The sequence below is a fragment of the Microbacterium yannicii genome (genome assembly GCF_024055635.1).
Classification (GTDB): Bacteria; Actinomycetota; Actinomycetes; order Actinomycetales; family Microbacteriaceae; genus Microbacterium; species Microbacterium yannicii.
Genome location: NZ_JAMXMB010000039.1, coordinates 1 through 17,964, shown reverse-complemented (window position 1 = coordinate 17,964; position 17,964 = coordinate 1). Strand labels below are relative to the sequence as shown.

At 71.0% G+C, this 17,964-nt stretch carries 18 protein-coding genes; 10 read left to right on the top strand and 8 right to left on the bottom strand.

The features are described from left to right. Window positions 1–22: 22 nt before the first annotated feature. From NCG93_RS17255 to NCG93_RS17235, 5 genes are all read right to left on the bottom strand, one after another. On the bottom strand, window positions 23–856 hold the full coding sequence (locus NCG93_RS17255) for an aldo/keto reductase (protein ID WP_194412978.1): 834 nt from the start codon (window positions 854–856) through the stop codon (window positions 23–25). A 52-nt stretch (window positions 857–908) separates the two neighbouring features. Then, the gene (locus NCG93_RS17250; protein WP_194412977.1) at window positions 909–1,127 is read right to left on the bottom strand and encodes a hypothetical protein; all 219 of its coding nucleotides are present in this window, start codon (window positions 1,125–1,127) and stop codon (window positions 909–911) included. A gap of 86 nt (window positions 1,128–1,213) precedes the next feature. Next, window positions 1,214–1,915: a M23 family metallopeptidase gene (locus NCG93_RS17245; protein ID WP_194412976.1), complete on the bottom strand. Its 702-nt coding sequence runs from the start codon at window positions 1,913–1,915 to the stop codon at window positions 1,214–1,216. 5 nt (window positions 1,916–1,920) lie between these two features. Continuing rightward, window positions 1,921–2,859: a phosphotransferase gene (locus NCG93_RS17240; RefSeq protein WP_194412975.1), complete on the bottom strand. Its 939-nt coding sequence runs from the start codon at window positions 2,857–2,859 to the stop codon at window positions 1,921–1,923. Window positions 2,860–2,899: 40 nt separating this feature from the next. Next, on the bottom strand, window positions 2,900–3,532 hold the full coding sequence (locus NCG93_RS17235) for a TetR/AcrR family transcriptional regulator (protein WP_194412974.1): 633 nt from the start codon (window positions 3,530–3,532) through the stop codon (window positions 2,900–2,902). A 97-nt stretch (window positions 3,533–3,629) separates the two neighbouring features. Here NCG93_RS17235 and NCG93_RS17230 point away from each other — a divergent pair, with 97 nt between their 5' ends. The 5 genes from NCG93_RS17230 to NCG93_RS17210 all read left to right on the top strand — a co-directional run bounded on the left by NCG93_RS17230 (window position 3,630) and on the right by NCG93_RS17210 (window position 9,852). Next, complete coding sequence (locus tag NCG93_RS17230; protein ID WP_194412973.1) at window positions 3,630–4,664, top strand: agmatine deiminase family protein; 1,035 nt, start codon at window positions 3,630–3,632, stop codon at window positions 4,662–4,664. A gap of 250 nt (window positions 4,665–4,914) precedes the next feature. Further along, window positions 4,915–6,642, top strand: coding sequence for an amidase (locus tag NCG93_RS17225; protein WP_194412972.1), 1,728 nt, complete (start codon window positions 4,915–4,917; stop codon window positions 6,640–6,642). A gap of 88 nt (window positions 6,643–6,730) precedes the next feature. Continuing rightward, entirely contained in the window at window positions 6,731–7,804 is a 1,074-nt protein-coding gene (locus NCG93_RS17220) for a C45 family autoproteolytic acyltransferase/hydrolase (protein ID WP_194412971.1), read from the top strand. A 238-nt stretch (window positions 7,805–8,042) separates the two neighbouring features. Then, the gene (locus tag NCG93_RS17215; protein ID WP_194412970.1) at window positions 8,043–8,945 is read left to right on the top strand and encodes a hypothetical protein; all 903 of its coding nucleotides are present in this window, start codon (window positions 8,043–8,045) and stop codon (window positions 8,943–8,945) included. Between the two features lie 301 nt (window positions 8,946–9,246). Continuing rightward, window positions 9,247–9,852, top strand: coding sequence for a hypothetical protein (locus tag NCG93_RS17210; protein WP_194412969.1), 606 nt, complete (start codon window positions 9,247–9,249; stop codon window positions 9,850–9,852). Between the two features lie 116 nt (window positions 9,853–9,968). Here NCG93_RS17210 and NCG93_RS17205 read toward each other — a convergent pair whose 3' ends face one another. After that, window positions 9,969–11,444, bottom strand: coding sequence for an MFS transporter (locus NCG93_RS17205; RefSeq protein WP_284444965.1), 1,476 nt, complete (start codon window positions 11,442–11,444; stop codon window positions 9,969–9,971). A gap of 115 nt (window positions 11,445–11,559) precedes the next feature. On the opposite strand from NCG93_RS17205, the gene NCG93_RS17200 reads away from it, so the two are divergent. Beyond that, window positions 11,560–12,210: a TetR/AcrR family transcriptional regulator gene (locus NCG93_RS17200; RefSeq protein ID WP_194412968.1), complete on the top strand. Its 651-nt coding sequence runs from the start codon at window positions 11,560–11,562 to the stop codon at window positions 12,208–12,210. A 10-nt stretch (window positions 12,211–12,220) separates the two neighbouring features. Next, window positions 12,221–13,063: an esterase/lipase family protein gene (locus NCG93_RS17195; RefSeq protein ID WP_194412967.1), complete on the top strand. Its 843-nt coding sequence runs from the start codon at window positions 12,221–12,223 to the stop codon at window positions 13,061–13,063. 15 nt (window positions 13,064–13,078) lie between these two features. On the opposite strand, the gene NCG93_RS17190 is transcribed toward NCG93_RS17195, so the two are convergent. Further along, window positions 13,079–13,660 (bottom strand): TetR/AcrR family transcriptional regulator, encoded by a 582-nt coding sequence (locus tag NCG93_RS17190; RefSeq protein WP_194412966.1) that lies wholly within the window; start codon window positions 13,658–13,660, stop codon window positions 13,079–13,081. Between the two features lie 109 nt (window positions 13,661–13,769). Here NCG93_RS17190 and NCG93_RS17185 point away from each other — a divergent pair, with 109 nt between their 5' ends. Continuing rightward, a complete protein-coding gene (locus NCG93_RS17185) occupies window positions 13,770–14,525 on the top strand; it encodes an SDR family NAD(P)-dependent oxidoreductase (RefSeq protein ID WP_194412965.1) in 756 nt (251 codons plus the stop codon). Window positions 14,526–14,584: 59 nt separating this feature from the next. Here the strand turns inward: NCG93_RS17185 and NCG93_RS17180 are convergent, their stop codons facing one another. Further along, window positions 14,585–14,989, bottom strand: a complete 405-nt coding sequence (locus NCG93_RS17180) for an HNH endonuclease (protein ID WP_194412964.1) — start codon at window positions 14,987–14,989, stop codon at window positions 14,585–14,587. A gap of 104 nt (window positions 14,990–15,093) precedes the next feature. On the opposite strand from NCG93_RS17180, the gene pgi reads away from it, so the two are divergent. Beyond that, window positions 15,094–16,776, top strand: a complete 1,683-nt coding sequence (gene pgi, locus NCG93_RS17175) for a glucose-6-phosphate isomerase (RefSeq protein WP_194412963.1) — start codon at window positions 15,094–15,096, stop codon at window positions 16,774–16,776. 247 nt (window positions 16,777–17,023) lie between these two features. Continuing rightward, a complete protein-coding gene (locus tag NCG93_RS17170) occupies window positions 17,024–17,917 on the top strand; it encodes an aggregation-promoting factor C-terminal-like domain-containing protein (protein WP_194412962.1) in 894 nt (297 codons plus the stop codon). The last annotated feature ends 47 nt before the right edge of the window (window positions 17,918–17,964 follow it).

Sequence of the window (17,964 nt, the reverse complement as noted above, 5' to 3'; positions counted from 1 at the left end):
GCCGGACCGCGGCATCCGTCGATCACATCTCTTCGTGCGTGCGCGGATCCCCGTCCCACAACCGCCCGCGCTCGAGGGCGCTGATGGCGGCGACCTGCTCGTCCGTGAGAGTGAAGCCGAACACGTCGGCGTTCTCGCGCTGACGGTCGGGGTCGGCCGATTTCGGGATCGGTGTGCTGCCGAGCTGCGTGTGCCAGCGCAGCACCACCTGCGTCGGCGTCACGTCGTGGACGGTCGCCAACTCTTGGATGATCTGCTCGGTCAGCAGCTCGCTGCGGCGGGCGAGGGGACTCCAGCTCTCCGTGCGGATGCCGTGGGTCCGGTGGAACGCGCGCAGTGCCTCCTGTGGGAAGTACGGGTGCAGTTCCACCTGGTTCACCGCGGGCGCGACACCGGTCTCCTCGATCAGCTCCGTGAGCTGGTCCTCCGTGAAGTTCGAGACGCCGATCGACCGGACGAGGCCCTGGTCGCGGGCATCGATCATGCCGCGCCAGGTCTCGAGGTACCGGCCGACGCTCGGGTTGGGCCAGTGGATCAGGTGCAGGTCGATGCGCTTGAGGCCCAACACGTCCAGCGATCCCTTGATGCTGTCGATCGCCTCCTGGCGGCCGTGGTGGCGCCCCGGGATCTTCGAGGTGACGAGGAGCTTGTCCCGGTCGACGCCGCTGCGGCGGACGGCCTCGCCGACCTCGCGCTCGTTCTCGTAGTTCACGGCGGTGTCGATGAGGCGATAACCGAACTCGATCGCGGCGACGATCGCCTCGATGCCCTCCTCGCCGCGCAGGTTGTAGGTGCCGAGCCCGAGTTCGGGGAACCAGGCGCCGTCGTTCAGGATCACGGTGGGGATCGCGTTCATGACTCCATCCTGGCCCTGTTCCGGTCCGCCGGTTCCCGGCCGGCGCCCGGTCTCACGGGCGATCGTCGACGTCGAGGGTTCCCTCGGTCGCCGCCCGTTCGTCGGCAGCCGCGCTGTCGATCTGATCGTCGTCCAGGTCGGGATCGAGGGGCCGGTCGTCGTCGCCGCCGAGGATCGGGTCGAGGATGCCGTCGGAGTCGTCGGCGGTGTCGTCGCGCATCGGATCGTCGTCGTCGTCGATCGGTCCGGGGTACGGGTTCTGGGTGGTCATGGCGTTCTCCCTTCGCTGCCACGACGGTACGGCGGCGGGGCCGCCCGGCGGAGGGGGCTTGCGGCGCGGCGAGGGAGGCGGTAACGCTATGCGCCGGAGCCGGCATCCACCGAGCGGATGCGCTCGCGTGAGCCCGGGATGCCGCGCTCGACGCGTCGCCACGAGCCGTCCTCAGCGCGCACGTCGTAGGCGGCGAACGCGCACGCGATGCCCCTCGCGCTCAAGAGGTCGGCGGAGTCCATGAGCTGGAAGTGCAGGTGCGGCGAGGTCGAGTTGCCGGTGTGGCCGACGTTGCCGATCACGTCGCCGGTGGCGACGCGATCGCCGAGCCGCACCTGCACGGTGCCGGGGCGGAGGTGCGCGAATCCCGCGTAGACGTCACCGGCGCGGAGGATCACGTGGTTGCCGAGGATCGCCGGGATCTTGTGGGGACGGAACGTGATGCCGTTCCAGATCATGCGCGCCGCCTCGCGGACGGGGTTGATCCACCGGCGTTCGGCGACACCGTCGGATGCCGCCACCACCTCCCCATCGAACGGCGCGCGGATCTGCGCGTTCCACGCGTAGCACTCGTCCGTGCGTCCGCCCACGGTGGAGGAGGTGAAGGTCGACGCCGGATGCACGTGCACGCCCGGCCGGTCGTCGACGCGCACGAAATCGAAGGCGAAGCGCTGCCCGAGGATGTCGACGCCGTGACTCGGGATACGAGCGTCCGGTGTCGTGACGGCCATCCAGCCCTCCCCGCGAAGCGGGAACTGCACCACCACCGGATCGTCGAGTTCACCCACGGCAGTCAACCCTCCCAGCGTTCGCGCACCCAGTCCAGCGTCACCACGGCCTGGTCGCGCTGGAACGTGCGCAGCGTCGGCATCCGCGGCGGATCCGGCCGCAGCGACGCCTCGAGGAACATCCCGGAGAACGCGGCCAGCACGTGGGTCGCCGCGTCCGCGGGCATGCCGTCGAACACTCCATGAGCCGCGATCATGCCTTCGACGTCGGCGCGCGGGTCGTAGTACCGCACGTTGACCAGCAGCGTCAGCGCGTCGAACCATCCGGCGCCGCGGGCGGCCCACGGCCAGTCGACCAGCACGACCGAGTCGTCCGGGCGCAGCAGGATGTTGTCGGCTCGGGTGTCGTAGTGCACGAGCCGATCGCCGCGAGCGTCCGAGACTCCCTGGGCCGCGGCATCCGTCAGCTCGTCCAGATGCCCGCGCACCCAGGAGTCGAGCCCGCCGGGCAGCGTGGGAACGGCGTCGGCATCGAGAATGCGCCACCTCGCCACGCCGTCCTGGGCGAGCTCGTCGCCGGCATCCGCCACCGGCACGTCGGCGGGGAGTGCGACGGACCCGACCTGCTGCAGCGCGTCGAAGACGGCCGCCAGTTCGCGGGGCTGCCACGGAGTGGACGGATGCCGTCCCTCGACGTCGTCGAGGACGAGTGCGATCCACTCTCCGTCGTCGACCGCGCCGATGAGCTGCGGCGCCGGGACGGCGGCCGGAAGCCGGGCGCTGATCGCCGCCTCGCGACGGTGGATGTCGGGAGTGTCGATGTTGACCGCCGGACTGGCGGCCTTGACGAACGCCCGACGACCGGACGCGGTCACGACCCGGTCGGCCGAGCCGGGCGAGTAGCCGCCAGGCTGCGACACCGCCTCGACGACCGGGCCGCCGAGCACCTCCTCGATCTGCGCCCGCACCGGCGCAGAGATGTCATGCCATGCGAGACGGCTCATTGCTCGGGGCCCCTCCTGCGATCGGCGCGGACGTCGTCGATCATCTCGCGGTCACCGCCACCGATCCGGGCCGCGCGCCCACGAGCGCCTCTGCCGCGCGGGCCGTGCGCGGCGCGAAGCGGGTGGTGTCGGTGCCGCGCGCCAGCGACTGGGCGTTGAGCCCGTCGATCATGCCGATGAGCTCCCACGCGACCTCCCCCGGCTCTGTCGTGGAGAACGCGCCGGTGCGGCATCCGTCCGCCACGATCGCCTCGACGAGCGTCTGCCACCGCTGCATCTGCGCCCGGACCGCGACGGCGAGCGCGTCGTTGCGGCGGGCCATCGCCCAGCCTTCGACCCACACGACCGTGAGCTCGTCGCGTCCGCCGTCCATGAGGGTCTCGATGAGTGCGCCCAGCCGCTCGGCTGGATCGGCGACCGCGCCGACGACCTGCTCGACGTCGCGCACCTCCTCCTCCACAAGGTCGGCGTACACGCGCGCCACGAGGTCGTCCATCGACGGCTCGTAGTGGGCGACGAGCCCAGAGGCGACGCCCGCCCGCTCCGCGATGGCGCGCAGCGTGAGCGCGCTGAGGCCTTGCTCGCGGGCGATCGCGGTCGCGGCGGCGACGATCTCGGCGGCGCGTTCGGCCGGAGCCTTGCGGATGCGCGGTCGTGACGATGTGCTTGACATGGTCTCGCCAGCATAGGTATCTTCTCTATTGATCGCTAGATCAATTATGACGACGCGCAGCCGGACCCCCGCGAGCCGCGCAGAGACGAGGGCGACGATGGCCTGGAGGATGCCGCATGAAGGCGATCCCCACGAGCGCACGTGGATGGCGTTCCCGAACGAGGGTCCGACCCTCGGCGACGATCCGGCCGAGCAGGAGCGCTTCTACGCGGCGTGGAGCACCGTCGCGAACGCCGTCGCCGACTTCGAGCCGGTCACGATGCTGGTCGATCCGTCGAGGGCCGGGCGCGCACGTCGCATGCTCGACTCGGGCATCGAGATCGTCGAGACCCCCGTGGACGAGTTCTGGTTCCGGGACCACGGGCCCACGTTCGTCGTCGACGACGAGCGCCCGGGCGTCCTCGGCGGGGTCGACTGGGTGTTCAACGGCTGGGGCGCCCCCGAGTGGGCGTCGTGGACCAAGGCCGCCGAGCACGCCCGCTTCACCGCCGGGCTGGTGGGAGCCGAAGTGGTCAGCTCCCTGCTCGTGAACGAGGGCGGCGGCATCCACGTCGACGGCGAAGGCACGGTCCTCGTCACCGAGACCGTGCAGCTCGACCCGCGCCGCAACCGCTTCGCCGACAAGGCCCGCGTCGAGGCGGAGCTTCACCGCACGATCGGAGCCACGAAGGTCATCTGGCTGCCGCGCGGCCTCACCCGCGACTACGACGACTTCGGCACGAACGGGCATGTCGACATCGTCGCGACGATCCCCACTCCCGGCCGCCTGCTGCTGCACGCTCAGCAGGATCCGCAGCATCCCGACTTCGCCGTATCGCGCGAGCTGCGCACCTTCCTCTCGGAGCAGACGGATGCCGCGGGCCGCGCCTTCGAGATCATCGACCTGCCCGCACCCGAGACGCTGCGCGACGGCGAGGGCTTCGTCGACTACAGCTACGTCAACCACCTGGTCGTCAACGGCGGCGTGATCGCGTGCGGCTTCGGCGAGGAGCGCGCGGACGCGCAGGCGCGCGACATCCTCGAGGCCGCCTACCCCGGGCGGCGCGCCGTGACGGTCGACGCCCGCCAGATCTTCGCGGGCGGCGGCGGCATCCACTGCATCACCCAGCAGCAGCCGGCGGTGACCCGATGAGCGCTTCGTCTCGGTCGCTGGCGCTCCCTCGCTCAGCGACCGGAATCCAGCCGCAGGCACTCGCTCCCGCAGCGACCTCCCACCGGTCGCTGAGCGAGCGAGGAACGAGCGAGACCACCCGGTCGCTGAGCGAGCGAGGAACGAGCGAGACCACCCGGTCGCTGAGCGAGCGAGGAACGAGCGAGACCACCCGGTCGCTGAGCGAGCGAGGAACGAGCGAGACGAAGCGCACCGAACACGGAGCTGACCTATGACCCGCCACTTCCCCGTCGTGGAAGCGACGATCGCCGAGCTGCGCTCCGCACTGGAGTCCGGCACGGTGACCGCCGTCGGGCTGCTCGACGCCTACCTGGCCCGCATCGAGGCGTTCGACGCTCCCGGCACGGCCACCGCGCTCAACGCCGTGGTCGTGCGCAACCCCGACGCGCGGGCCGAGGCCGCGGCATCCGATGCTCGTCGAGCCGATGGCCGCACGCTCGGGCCGCTCGACGGCATCCCGTACACGGCGAAGGACTCGTTCCTCGCGAAGGGACTCACCGTGGCGGCCGGCTCGCCCGCGTTCGCCGACCTCGTCGCCCAGCGCGATGCGTTCTCGATCGAGCGGCTGCGCGCGGCCGGCTGCGTGCTGATCGGACTCACCAACATGCCCCCGATGGCCAACGGTGGCATGCAGCGCGGGCTGTACGGCCGCGCCGAGAGTCCGTACAACGCCGACTTCCTGACGTCGGCGTTCGGATCCGGCTCGTCGAACGGCTCGGGCACCGCGACCGCCGCGTCGTTCGCCGCCTTCGGACTCGGCGAGGAGACCTGGTCGAGCGGCCGAGCACCCGCGTCGAACAACGCGCTGTGTGCGTACACGCCCTCGCGCGGGGTGATCTCGGTGCGCGGCAACTGGCCGCTCGTGCCCACGATGGATGTCGTCGTGCCGCACACGCGCACGATGGCCGACATGCTCGAGATCCTCGATGTGCTCGTCGCCCGCGATCCCGAGACGCGCGGCGACTTCTGGCGCGCACAGCCGTGGATCCCGATTCCGGATGCCGCGGCCACGCGTCCCGCCTCGTTCCCCGCGCTCGGCTCGGGCGACGCCGACAACGCCCGCGCGACGCTCGCCGGCCGCCGCTTCGGCGTGCCCCGGATGTACGTCAACGCCGACGCCGACGCCGGCACGAACCCGGACGGCGGCATCGGCGGACCGACGGGCACGCGCGTCGAGACCCGCGCATCCGTCATCGCGCTGTGGCAGACGGCGCGCCGCGATCTCGAGTCCGCGGGCGCCGAGGTCGTGGAAGTCGACTTCCCGCTCGTGACGAACTACGAGGGAGACCGCCCTGGTGCCCCCACCATCATGACGCGGGGCCTGGTGACCCCGGAGTTCCTGCATCGCGAGATCGTCGACCTGTCGGCGTGGGCGTGGGACGACTTCCTGCGTGCGAACGGCGACCCGGCCCTCCACCGGCTCGACGACGTCGACGCCGCGGCGATCTTCCCGCACCCGCCCGGCGCACTCCCCGACCGCTACACCGGGTTCGACGACGACATCGCGACGTACCCGGCACAGGTGCGCGAGCACCGGTACGCGTCGTTCACCGACATCCCCGAGATCGAGGGCGGCGTGCGCGGGCTCGAAGAGACCCGCCGCCGCGACCTGGAGGAATGGATGTCGGAACTCGGCCTCGACGCGGTGGTCTTCCCGGCGGTCGCCGACGTCGGCCCCGCCGACATGGACGTGAACGAGGCGTCCGCCGATCTCGGCTGGCGCAACGGGGTGTGGGTCGCCAACGGCAACCTCGCGATGCGGCACCTGGGCGTGCCGACGGTCACCGTTCCGATGGGGACGATGCCGGACATCGGGATGCCGGTGGGCCTGACGGTCGCCGGGCGCGCGTACAGCGACCCCGAGCTGCTCGCCTGGGCCGCCGCCTTCGAGGCGCTCCGCGCGCGCCGGACCGCTCCCCCGCGGACGCCCGAGCTCTGATCCGCAGCGGCCGCGCGCATCGCGGCGTTCCGGGGCAGAATCGCCACGAAGGGCGCACCCGCGCCCCTGCCCGTCCGAAGGAACCGCCATGCAGCTCCGCACCGCAGCGTCGACCTCGCGGGACCCGGTCGCGCGAGGCCGCGAGCTCGGGGCGGCGTTCGCACCGCAGTTCCAGCGCACGGCGGCGCTGTACCTCGCGCATTTCGCCGAACTCGGCGTTCCCTCCGGTGAAGTGCGCGGCATTGCAGAGCGCAGCAGCGCAGCCCTCACGGCGTGGGCTCCCGAGCTCGCGGCCGAAGCCGACGCCATAGCCGATGCGGCGCAGCTCGAACGCTGGCGGCTCGCAGCCGTGGGCGCGCGCACGGAGATCCTGGCGGCGGCTCCGCCGCGCACCGAGGGCGAGTGCTCCACCGCCGTCCACGTCGGCCCCGGTCAGCCCGCCGAGTCGATCCAGACGTGGGACTGGCACGACTTCCTGACGCCCGAGGGGCTGCTGTGGGAGTTCCCATCAGACGCAGGCCTCGACGTGAAGCTGTTCACCGAGTTCGGCACCGCGGCGAAGATCGGTGTGAACAGCGCCGGGTTGGGCCTGCACTTCAACATCCTCTCCCACGTGTCGGACTCGGACGCGGGCGGCGTACCGGTCCACGCGATCGCACGGCGCGTGCTGGATGAAGCGCGATCGATCGAGGACGCGCGTCGCATCGCGGCGAGCGCGACGGTGAGCGCCTCGACGGTGCTGACCGTCTTCGAGACCGGTCCCGCCGGTTCTCGTGCCGCCTCGCTCGAGCTCTCCCCCGCCGGCCTCGGCGTCGTCGGTCCCGCGGCGGACGGCTGGCTGCTCCACACCAATCACTTCCTCGACGCCCGCCTGTCGTCCGGCGACACGGTGCCGAACGACTCGACGACGCGGGCGCGGTACGCGCACCTCGATACCGTGCGCGGGCGGCTGACGGGCCCTGACCCGACTGCGCGGGCACTCGCTGTCTGCGGAGGCCTGGGCGCCGACGCACCGGTGTGCATGACGCCGGACCCCGCGCTGCCTCGCGTGGACCAGTGGACGACGCTCCTCACGATCGCCATCGACACGGAGACGTTCGCGCTGGACGTCTATCCCGGCCGTCCAGATGAGGCGGCCACCGCGGGCTTCACCCGCTTCTGACTCCCGATGTTCGGGCGGACCGACACAGCTCCGCGGCGCCCTCCTTGCCACTGGTGGTGCCAGAATGCGCCCGCCCCGGCGGGCCAGGCTCAGGTGGCGCGAAGTGTCCGTGCCGCGCACGTTCCGGCGCGCGCCGTATCAGCCAAGAGGCGCCACAGCTCTCATCAGCATGGAGGATCCAGGCGGGCGGAGCGCGGCGGTAACCGAGCCTGAGGCCGACCGCGAGACGCGGAGTTCGATGGTGAAGGCGCTCCTCGCCGTAGTCGCCAACGTCAGCGTGCTGACCGCCCTCCTCGTGTACTTCGGCTGGGTCCGCGCCGACCGGATGTCGCTCGCGCTCGGAGCGGATGAGGCGATCTTCGGCATGACCGTCGACGACTACGTGCGCCGCAGCATCCGCTCCGTCTTCTGGATCCCCGTGGTCGCCGCCGGCGTGGGCCTGCTGTGGGTGTGGGCAGATCATCGGCTGCGGCTGCTGCGTCGCGACGAGCCGTCGAGTTCCGTTCTGGAGTGGACAGAGCGGTGGCTCTGGCTGGTGGCCGTCATGCTGTTCGTACTGGGCGTGGCCGTCGGCTGGATCAACGATCCGTGGGCGTTCCGCCTCTCTCCGCTCGTCTGCGCGACCGCGCTCCTTCTGCTGCTGTACAGCGTGCACCTTCGCAGCACGCGCAGCGGCGGGCTCCCGTTCACGCCCCTCGCCGACGGTGTCCTCCGCGGCGCCGTCGCACTGCTGGTCGCGGTCGGCCTCTTCTGGTCGGCGGCGAACTTCGCCGTCGTCGAGGGGGACGAGCTCGCGCGAGAGTACGAGTCCAGGATCTCGACGCTGCCTGGTGTGGAGATCTCCAGCGCCCGCCCCCTGGACCTCCGCGCACCCGGTGTTGTCGAGACATGCATCAGCACGGACGCCGAGCTGCGCCACCACTACAGCGGGCTGCGACTGATGGAATCCACCAACGGACGGTACTTCCTCGTATCGGACGAGTGGAGTCCGCGCTACGGAGTGATATTCGTCCTCCCCGCGGATGCCGAAGACCTGCGGTTCGCATTCGTGCGCGATCTCGACGGCCTGCGCACAGACACCGCCGCCACCGAGTGTCCTACCGACACATCCACCATCGAGGAGGCCGACGATGTTCCCTGAGAACAACAACCCGCGCCGCCACGGCGCCTCTCCCTTGCCGCCGACCGGACGTGCGCTCCTCCTTCTGAGCGCGTGCGTCGTCGTGCTCGCCGGCTGCGGGTACGCGCCACCACCGGTCACTGGTCCTGCGCCGAGCGCTCCATCCGCCAGCAACGATCCCACGCCCGGGCCGAGCGATTCCGGGCTCGGCGGGGGCGGCGGAGGCGGGGGCGCCGGAGGCGGGGGCGCCGGAGGCGGGGGCGCCGGAGGCGGCGGGGGCGGGGGCGAACCCCCCACCGCACCCGTCGTCTACGGGTGGGCGTTGCCTCCGACGGACACGAGCCCCCAAGACAACGAGGGCCCTGCCTACGGCGCGTTGCGCTCGAGTTGCGACGACGCCGCGCGTTACCTCGAGGACACGTCGGGTGAGGGCTTCGTATTTCATGGCTTCCAGAACCCGCGGTACGTCGTGCTGTACTACGCGGGCCTGGCGCTCTGCCGTGGAGAGTTCGAGCGTGCCGCGGCTCTGACCGCCGCAGCCCTTGCGACGTACTCCGCGAGCGGCCTCGACCGAACATGGCAGCCGAGGGACCCAGCGACGGGTGAGTTCTACTCGCCGCCGCGTCCGCCAGGCTACGGCGAGGCCGAGTGCGATCTGTACCGCACGCTGCGGAGTGTTCTGGAGCAGATCGACCCCGACCAGATCGGTTGCCCAGGCGGCGGCGTGCCCCCGTTCACCTGGCAGGAGTATGAGGTGATGACGGAGGGCGTAACCACGACCGTCCGCGTGTACGACGACCCCATGACCTTCGACAGCGACGAGAGCCTCGTGTCACCCACCCAGCCCGATCCGGTCGTACCCGACCCCATTCCGCCAGATGACGTCCCGACCGACCCGACCCCGTCGCCCACCCCCTCAGCCGAGTGAGACACCGAACACGAGACATCCGACCGCCGCCGGTCTCAGCCCGAGCTGGCGCCGCACTGGCAAGCAGGTGCGCACGAGGGCGCGGCAGCTTCGCCGCCTTCGAGCAGTCGCCCAGGTCAGCGCCGGTCTGAGCGCGGATTCTTGCCACCCTCGCCGACCGCGGCAACTGTGCTGTCGTCGGCGGTCGCGGCATCCGCTCCCTCTTCTGCCTCGGGCAGCGACGGCGGCGCGGCGGCGTACGCGTCGGAGAGCTCGCGGTACGGCTTCGACACGAAGGCGAGGAGTACGACGAGGAGCAGCACCAGGCTGGCCCCGACGAACGCCAGCGCCATTCCCCGCGCCTCGCCGTCGCCGAGCAGCCAGCCGAAGGTGTCCTGACCCTGGGGAGATTCCATGTACGGGATGAGCCAGAACTGGGCGATCGGACCGATCAGGAACGCCGAGACCGGCGCAGCGGCGGACTCCACGCTCGCGGCGAAGCCGAAGACGCGTCCCTGCTTCTCGTACGGCACCACGCGCTGCACGATCGTCTGCTCGGAGGCCTCGGCGATCGGCATCAGCGCCATGAAGATGAGGATGCCGAGGGCGTACAGCCACCACCATTCGCGGATGGCGAAGGTCATCCCGAGCAGCGCGATGCCGATGTTGACGAGCAGCAAGGTGCGCACCGGGTTCTTGCCGAGCCCGAACTTGGCCACGAGCGCCCCGCCGATGATGAAGCCGAAGCTCGTCACACCGAGCACGATGCCCCATGCCTCGACCGAGAACAGCGTGAGCCCGTAGGGGTCCATGAGCGCCATGAAGACGCCGCCGACGAGGTTGTTGAACGTCGCGAAGAGGATGAGCGCGAGCAGGCCCGGCACCGCCATCACCGCGGGGATCACGCCGCGGAAGCTGAAGCCCGCAGGCGCTGCCCCCTCCACGTGAGCGACGCCCCGCTCGGGAATGGGCACGAACAGCAGGTGCACGAGGGCGACGCCGGTGGCCGCGATGGCGATCGCGACCGTCCACCCCATGCCGAGGAGGCCGATCGACAGCCCCGAGAAGACGCTCGTCACCATGAAGGCGATGCCCTGCACCGCGCCCACCAGGCCGTTCGCGCGGTCGCGGCGGTCGGCGGGGACCAGCAGCGTGACGGTCGTCGAGAGCGCGATGTTGCGCAGGTTCTCCACGACCCCGCCGATGAGGATGACGCCGGCGAACGCCCAGAACCACGCCCCGGTCCAGTCGAGCAGAGCGCTCTCGGGGACGGCCAGATAGATGGCGCCCGCCAGCACGTAGGCCGCGGCGGTCACGATGCTCGAGAGCAGCATGACCGCCTTCTTCTTCATGCGATCGACGATCACCCCGAAGACGACGCCGAAAACGGCGACGAGCAGCATGTACGACCCGCCGATGATCGCCGTGGCGAGCACCGACTGGGTCTCGAGGTACACCCAGAACGTGAGCGCGAACCAGAGGTAGCTGCTCGTCACGTTGGCGAGCGCGGTGTTGACGAGCACCTGGTAGAAGGCGCGCAGCGTGCGCGGACCCGGATGCGCGTGAAGATCCTCGTCGGAGGCGGCGGGCCCAGCGGGGCTCGTCTGACTCATGTCGATTCCTTAGGCGTGTTCTCGATCGGGGAGGGAGGAGCGAGGGTCTAAGCTCGATGTGGACAGTGTTCACATCGCAATGTTCACAACGTACACACGTGGGCGGGAGGACGCAATGGTTTCGCCCGAGCGCACCTATCATCACGGGGACCTCCGACAAGCCCTCATCCGCGAAGGACTGCAGCTCGCGCGCACCGGCGGCCCCGGCGCCGTGACCCTCCGAGAGGCGACCCGCGCCGCCGGAGTGTCGCCCAACGCGGCCTACCGACATTTCGCCGACCGCGACGCTCTGGTGCGGGCCGTCGCCCGCGAGGCGCAGCTCGCCCTCGCCGGCGCGATCACCACACGCGTCGCCGCGACGCCGGGAGGTTTCGGTCCGGCAGCCACCACGATCGAGCGCCTGCGCCGCGTCGGACGGGCGTACATCGACTTCGCTCGCACGGAACCCGGCTGGTTCGAGACCGCCATCTTCGCGCAGGACGCCGATGCGGACGGCGCCGTCGTCACCCTCGACGACGAGATCGTCGCGCCCTTCGGCCTGCTCATGGACACGCTCGACGCCATGGTGGATGCCGGCGCCCTCGCGCCCGATCGGCGACCCTACGCCGAGTGGGCGTGCTGGTCGGCGGTCCATGGCTTCGCCGACATCGCCGTGCATGGCCCGCTGCGCCGGCAACCGGCATCCGTCGTCGATGCCCTCGCGGCCTCCGTCGTGGAAGCGGCGATCACGGGCGTGCGAGGCACGGCTGCGCCGCCCCCCTCGTAGACTGCGCACCATGGTCGACCGTGCCGCATCCGGCGCAGCCCCGCGCTCCTCGCCGGTACGGCATGCCCTGTGGTGGGCGGCCGACTACCTCTATGCCGCGCGACGTCAGCTCGCCGTGCTCTCGCTGCCCTGGGCCATCGGCCGGCCGCGGCCCATCCCGGCATCCTGGCGCACGGGCGACCCCGCCCTTCCCGAGGTGTACCTCGTGCCCGGCGTGTACGAGCACTGGACGTTCCTCCGCCCCCTCGGCGACGCTCTGGCGGCCGAAGGCCACCGGGTGCGGGTGGTCCACGGACTCGGCGTGAACCGCCGCAGCATCCCCGACACGGCCGACCGCCTCGAGCGCGCGCTCGCCGCCACCCCGGCGCCTACCGCAGGGATCGTGCTCGTCGCGCACAGCAAGGGCGGACTCATCGGCAAGCACGTGCTGATCACCTCCGGAGCCGCGGTGGAGGCGGCGCAGGCGGCGGGTGCAGGAGAGGACCCGACGGATGCCGCGGCCGCCGCCGCCCCGCCCACTGCCGCCCGCCCGCTCGGACTGCTGGGGCTGGTGGCGGTCGCCACACCGTTCGCCGGCGCCCGGCGCGCACGCATCTTCGTCGATCCGAGCATCCGGGCATTCCTCCCCGACGACGAGACGATCGTCATGCTCGGCCGCGAGACCTCCATCAACGGGCGCATCGTGTCGATCTTCGGTCCGTTCGACCCGCACATCCCGGAGGGCAGCGCGGTGGACGGCGCCACCAACATCGCCGTGCCCGCGCCCGGGCACTTCCGCGTGCTGGCATCACCGGCCACCCATCGCGCAGTCGTCGACGGCATCGCGCTGCTCGGGCAGCGCGACGACGGCTGAGCGCCGGTCGCGGAGTCAGACGGCGGGACGGTGCGGCCACCAGGCCGGCAGCAGCGCGAGATAGACGCGCAGGAAGTCCTCCACGCGGGGACGCGGATGCCGCAGCCACCCGTCGATGATCCCCACCGTGCCGTCGGCGAGGAACCGCGCGGCGGCATCGGCGACGGCCGAGTCCGGGACACCGTCGGCGGTCAGCGGCAGCCGTATGCGTCCGCGATCCAGCAGGAGCTCGGTGGTGCCGCGGAAGTGGCGGCTCAGCATCGCGTGCAGCGCCCCTCCCCCATCCCCCAGCTCGCGGCGGTAGATGTCGATGTGCCGCAGGATGTGGCGGAGAACGCCTTCGGTCACCGTGGCGACGGCGGTGGCGGCATCCGATCGGTCCTTCATGAGCTCGTCGCGCAGCACATCGAGCTCGGCCGTCAGAGCGGCGTCGACGAGACCGGACGGCGAATCGGCGTGCTCGTAGAAAGTGGAGCGGTGCACCCCCGCTGCTTCGGCGACCTGCGTCACGGTGAGGCTCGAGATCTGCCGCTCGGCGGCGAGCGCCAGCGCGGCGGCGTACAGGCGGTCGCGGCTGCGCTGCTTGCGGGGGTCCATGCCACCTCCGGGAATCTTTTCGACAGGTGTAGGTTAACCTATAAGTAACCGACATATGTCGGAGAAAAAACCTGGCGCCACGCGCTGACGCCGCCTACGGAGGTACATCATGGCTACGTACGATGTCGCGGAGCGTTCCGCGATCGTCACGGGCGCCGGATCCGGCATCGGCCGGGCGGTCGCCCTCACTCTCGCCGAGAACGGTGCGGCGGTGGTCGTCGCAGACGTGCGACAGGATGCCGCGGACGCGGTCGTCGCCGAGATCACGGGCGCCGGCGGCACGGCTGTCGCCTTCGTGGGCGACGTCTCCGACCCCGCGGTCGGACAGGCGGCCGTCGACGCCGCGGAGGCGCTCGCGCCCCTGCGCATCGCGGTCAACAACGCCGGCATCGGCGGCGCCGCAGCCCCGATCGGCGAGTACCCGATCGACTCGTGGCAGAAGGTCATCGAGATCAACCTGAACGCGGTGTTCTACGGCACCCGCGCGCAGGCACCCGCGATCGCCCGCAACGGCGGCGGCTCCATCGTCAATATCTCGTCGGTGCTCGGCTCGGTCGGCATCCCGATGTCGTCGGCCTACGTCACGGCGAAGCACGGCGTCGTCGGCCTCACCAAGAACGCCGCGCTCGAATACGGCGCGCAGGGCGTCCGCGTCAACGCGGTCGGTCCCGGCTTCATCCGGACCCCGCTCGTCGACGCCAACCTCGACGCCGACGCGCAGGCGGCGCTGGCCGCCAAGCACGCCCTCGGCCGCCTGGGCGACTCGCAGGAGGTCGCGAACCTCGTCGCCTTCCTCGCCTCGGATGCCGCGACCTTCGTCAGCGGCAGCTACCACCTCGTCGACGGCGGCTACGCCGCGCAGTAGCATCCGTCCTCCGAACCAGCGGCCCGCGCGAACCCGAATCGTGCGGGCCGCTTCCTCTGTCATGCGGACGGCAACGGCTGCGGCTCCTCGACGACCACGGCCTGCTCGACGACCACCTCCGCCGCTCCGCGCCACGCGCGGAGCACCTCGATGTGCCGCAGCAGGAACGCGCGCTCGTCGAGTCGCTTGCGGCGGAGCCACCCGGTGACCTCGTCGTTGCTCTTGCTCGCGTTGCACGAGCGGCACGCGGGAACGACGTTCTCGAACGTGTAGCGGCCGCCGCGCGAGATCGGCAGCACGCAGTCCTTCTGGAACGGGCCCGCCTCGGTGCCGCAGTACGCGCACGCTGACCAGGCTTCCAGCAGCGCCTCCCACTCGTCGAGCGTGAGGTCGTTGTCGGCGGCAGCCACGCGCCGCGCCCGGCGCCGCGCCGCGCGGGCCCGCCTGGTCTGACTCACCGCCATGCCGGGAGCCTAACCCGCCCGCCCCCGCGCGCCTCACAACCGCACCGGACCGTCGGTGAGCAACCCGAAACCACGACATCGATCGGCGCGGGTACGTTAGGGGCGTGACCGCTCCCGTCGATGCCACCACCACGTCCGCCTGGGCCGAGCTCAGCTCGATCCGCGATTCGTTCGCCCCCGATCTGCGTGATTGGTTCGCGATCGACCCGCGCCGCGCCGAACGGCTGAGCTTCGAGCTCGCCGATGTGCACGTCGACCTGTCGAAGAACCTGGTCACCGACGAGATCCTCGCCGCCCTCGTGCGCCTCGCCGAAGAGACCGGCGTCGCCGAGCGCTACGCGGCGATGATCGCCGGCGAGCACATCAACACGACCGAGGACCGTGCGGTGCTGCACACGGCGCTCCGCCGCCCCGCGGGCGCTCAGCCCGCTCTGGTGGTCGACGGGCAGCACATCGATGACGACGTGCAGTCGGTGCTGACCGCGATGACGGCTTTCGCCGACCGCGTGCGCTCCGGCGAATGGACGGGGGCGACCGGCAAGAAGGTCACCCACATCGTCAACATCGGGATCGGCGGATCCGACCTCGGACCCGTCATGATCTCCGCGGCGCTCGAACCCTACGCGACGGCCGGCATCGAGGCGCGGTTCGTCTCGAACATCGACCCGACCGACCTCGCGCAGAAGACGAAGGGGCTCGACCCCGAGACGACGCTGTTCATCGTCGCGTCGAAGACCTTCACCACCCTCGAGACGCTGACGAACGCACGTCTCGCCCGCGACTGGCTCTGGGCCGGTCTCGAGGCGGCCGGCGCGATCGACGGTTCGGACGAGGCGAAGACGGATGCCGTCGCCCACCACTTCGTCGCCGTCTCGACCGCGCTCGACAAGGTCGCCGCCTTCGGCATCGACACCGACAACGCGTTCGGCTTCTGGGACTGGGTCGGCGGCCGCTACTCGGTGGACTCGGCCATCGGCCTGTCGCTCATGATCGAGCTCGGCCCCGACGTGTTCCGCGAGCTGCTCGCCGGCTTCCACGCGGTCGACGAGCACGTGCGCACGACCCCGCTCGAACGCAACGTCCCGGTGCTGATGGGTCTCCTGAACGTCTGGTACACGAACTTCCTCGGCGCGCAGTCGCACGCGGTCCTGCCGTACGCGCAGCAGCTCAGCCGCTTCGCGGCCTACCTGCAGCAGCTGACGATGGAGTCGAACGGCAAGTCGGTCCGCTGGGACGGCTCCCCGGTCACCACCGACACCGGAGAGGTGTTCTGGGGCGAGCCGGGGACCAACGGCCAGCACGCCTTCTATCAGCTGATTCATCAGGGCACGCGCCTCATCCCCGCCGACTTCATCGCGTTCGCGAATCCCGCCTACCCGCTGTCGGACGACGGGCGCGACGTGCACGGGCTGTTCCTCTCGAACTTCCTCGCGCAGACCAAGGCGCTGGCGTTCGGGAAGACGGCGGAGGAGGTGGAGGCCGAGGGCACCACCGGCGCCCTCGTCGCCGCTCGCACCTTCGCCGGCAACAGGCCGACGACGTCGATCTTCGCGCCCGCGCTCACCCCGTCGGTCCTCGGCCAGCTGGTGGCCCTCTACGAGCACATCACCTTCACGCAGGGCGTGATCTGGGGCGTGAACTCCTTCGATCAGTGGGGGGTCGAGCTCGGCAAGCAGCTCGCCCTGCAGATCGCGCCGGCCATCGAGGGCGACGAGGCGGCGATCGCCGCGCAGGATGCCTCGACCCGCGCTCTGCTCGCCTACTACGCCTCGCATCGCACGGTCTGACGCACGCTCCTGAAGAGGGGGAGGATGCCGGGACACCGGCATCCTCCCCCTCTCTTTTTCCGCGGTCAGCACCGCTTCTCGTGCCCCGGATCAGGCCTTTCGGGGAAAACGCCTCCCACGATTCGCTCAGGAAAACACCGGGAGTCGTCCAGACGGCATGAGGCAGACTCGGGCACTTGTGCGCCCGACCCGAGGGTGCACGGCGCCGATACCCGCGGCGCGAAACCCGAAGGATCGTACGTTCGTCATGCATTCAGAGTCGTCATTCACTCCTGCCCGCCGCCGCCGCCGCCGCTTCCTCGTTCCCACCGTCGCCGCCGGCGCCGCCCTCGGCATCGCGGTCACGGCGGGCCTCACGCTCGCCTCCCCCACCCTGGCCGCCGCCGCCCCGCTCGCCGCGTCGGCGATCGCCTCCGTCGCCGCACCCGAGGCCACCGCGGCGAGCCTTCGCGACATCCGTGTCGATGCTCAGAGCACGCTGCTCGCCGCCCGTGTCGCGATGACCGAGGCCACTGCCGTGACCGATGACATCGGTGCCACGGGTCTCGACATCGGCCTGCCCGACACCTCGATCGACACCGCCGCGCTCGACGAGGCGACGGACCGCCTGTCGAAGCTCGACCTCGTGCCGATGATCCTGGTGCCCGGCCTCACCGCCGACGCGGCCCGCGCGACCGCCCAGACGTCGTCGCGCATCGCCGAGCTGCGCGAGCACCTCGACGCCGCCAAGGCCCAGAAGGCCGCGGATGACGCCGCCGCTGCGGCGGCCGCCGCCGCAGCCGAGGCGCAGCGCCAGGCCGAGGCCGCTGCCGCCGCACTCGCGGCCGCGAACACCCCGGACGGCGCCAAGGCGACCGCGCGTCAGATGGCCGCCTCGAAGTACGGCTGGGGCGACGGGCAGTTCTCGTGCCTGGAGTCGCTCTGGAACAAGGAGTCGGGCTGGAACTACCAGGCCTACAACAACAACGGCGGCGCCACCGGCATCCCGCAGTCCCTTCCCGGCAACAAGATGTCGAGCTTCGGCGCCGACTGGCAGACCAACGCGGCCACCCAGATCGCCTGGGGCCTGGACTACATCTCGCGCTCGTACGGCTCGCCGTGCGCCGCGTGGGGTCACTCGCAGTCCGTCAACTGGTACTGATCGCGCCGCTCGGTCGCCGAGCTTCGGCTGTGAGAAGAGACGCGGAT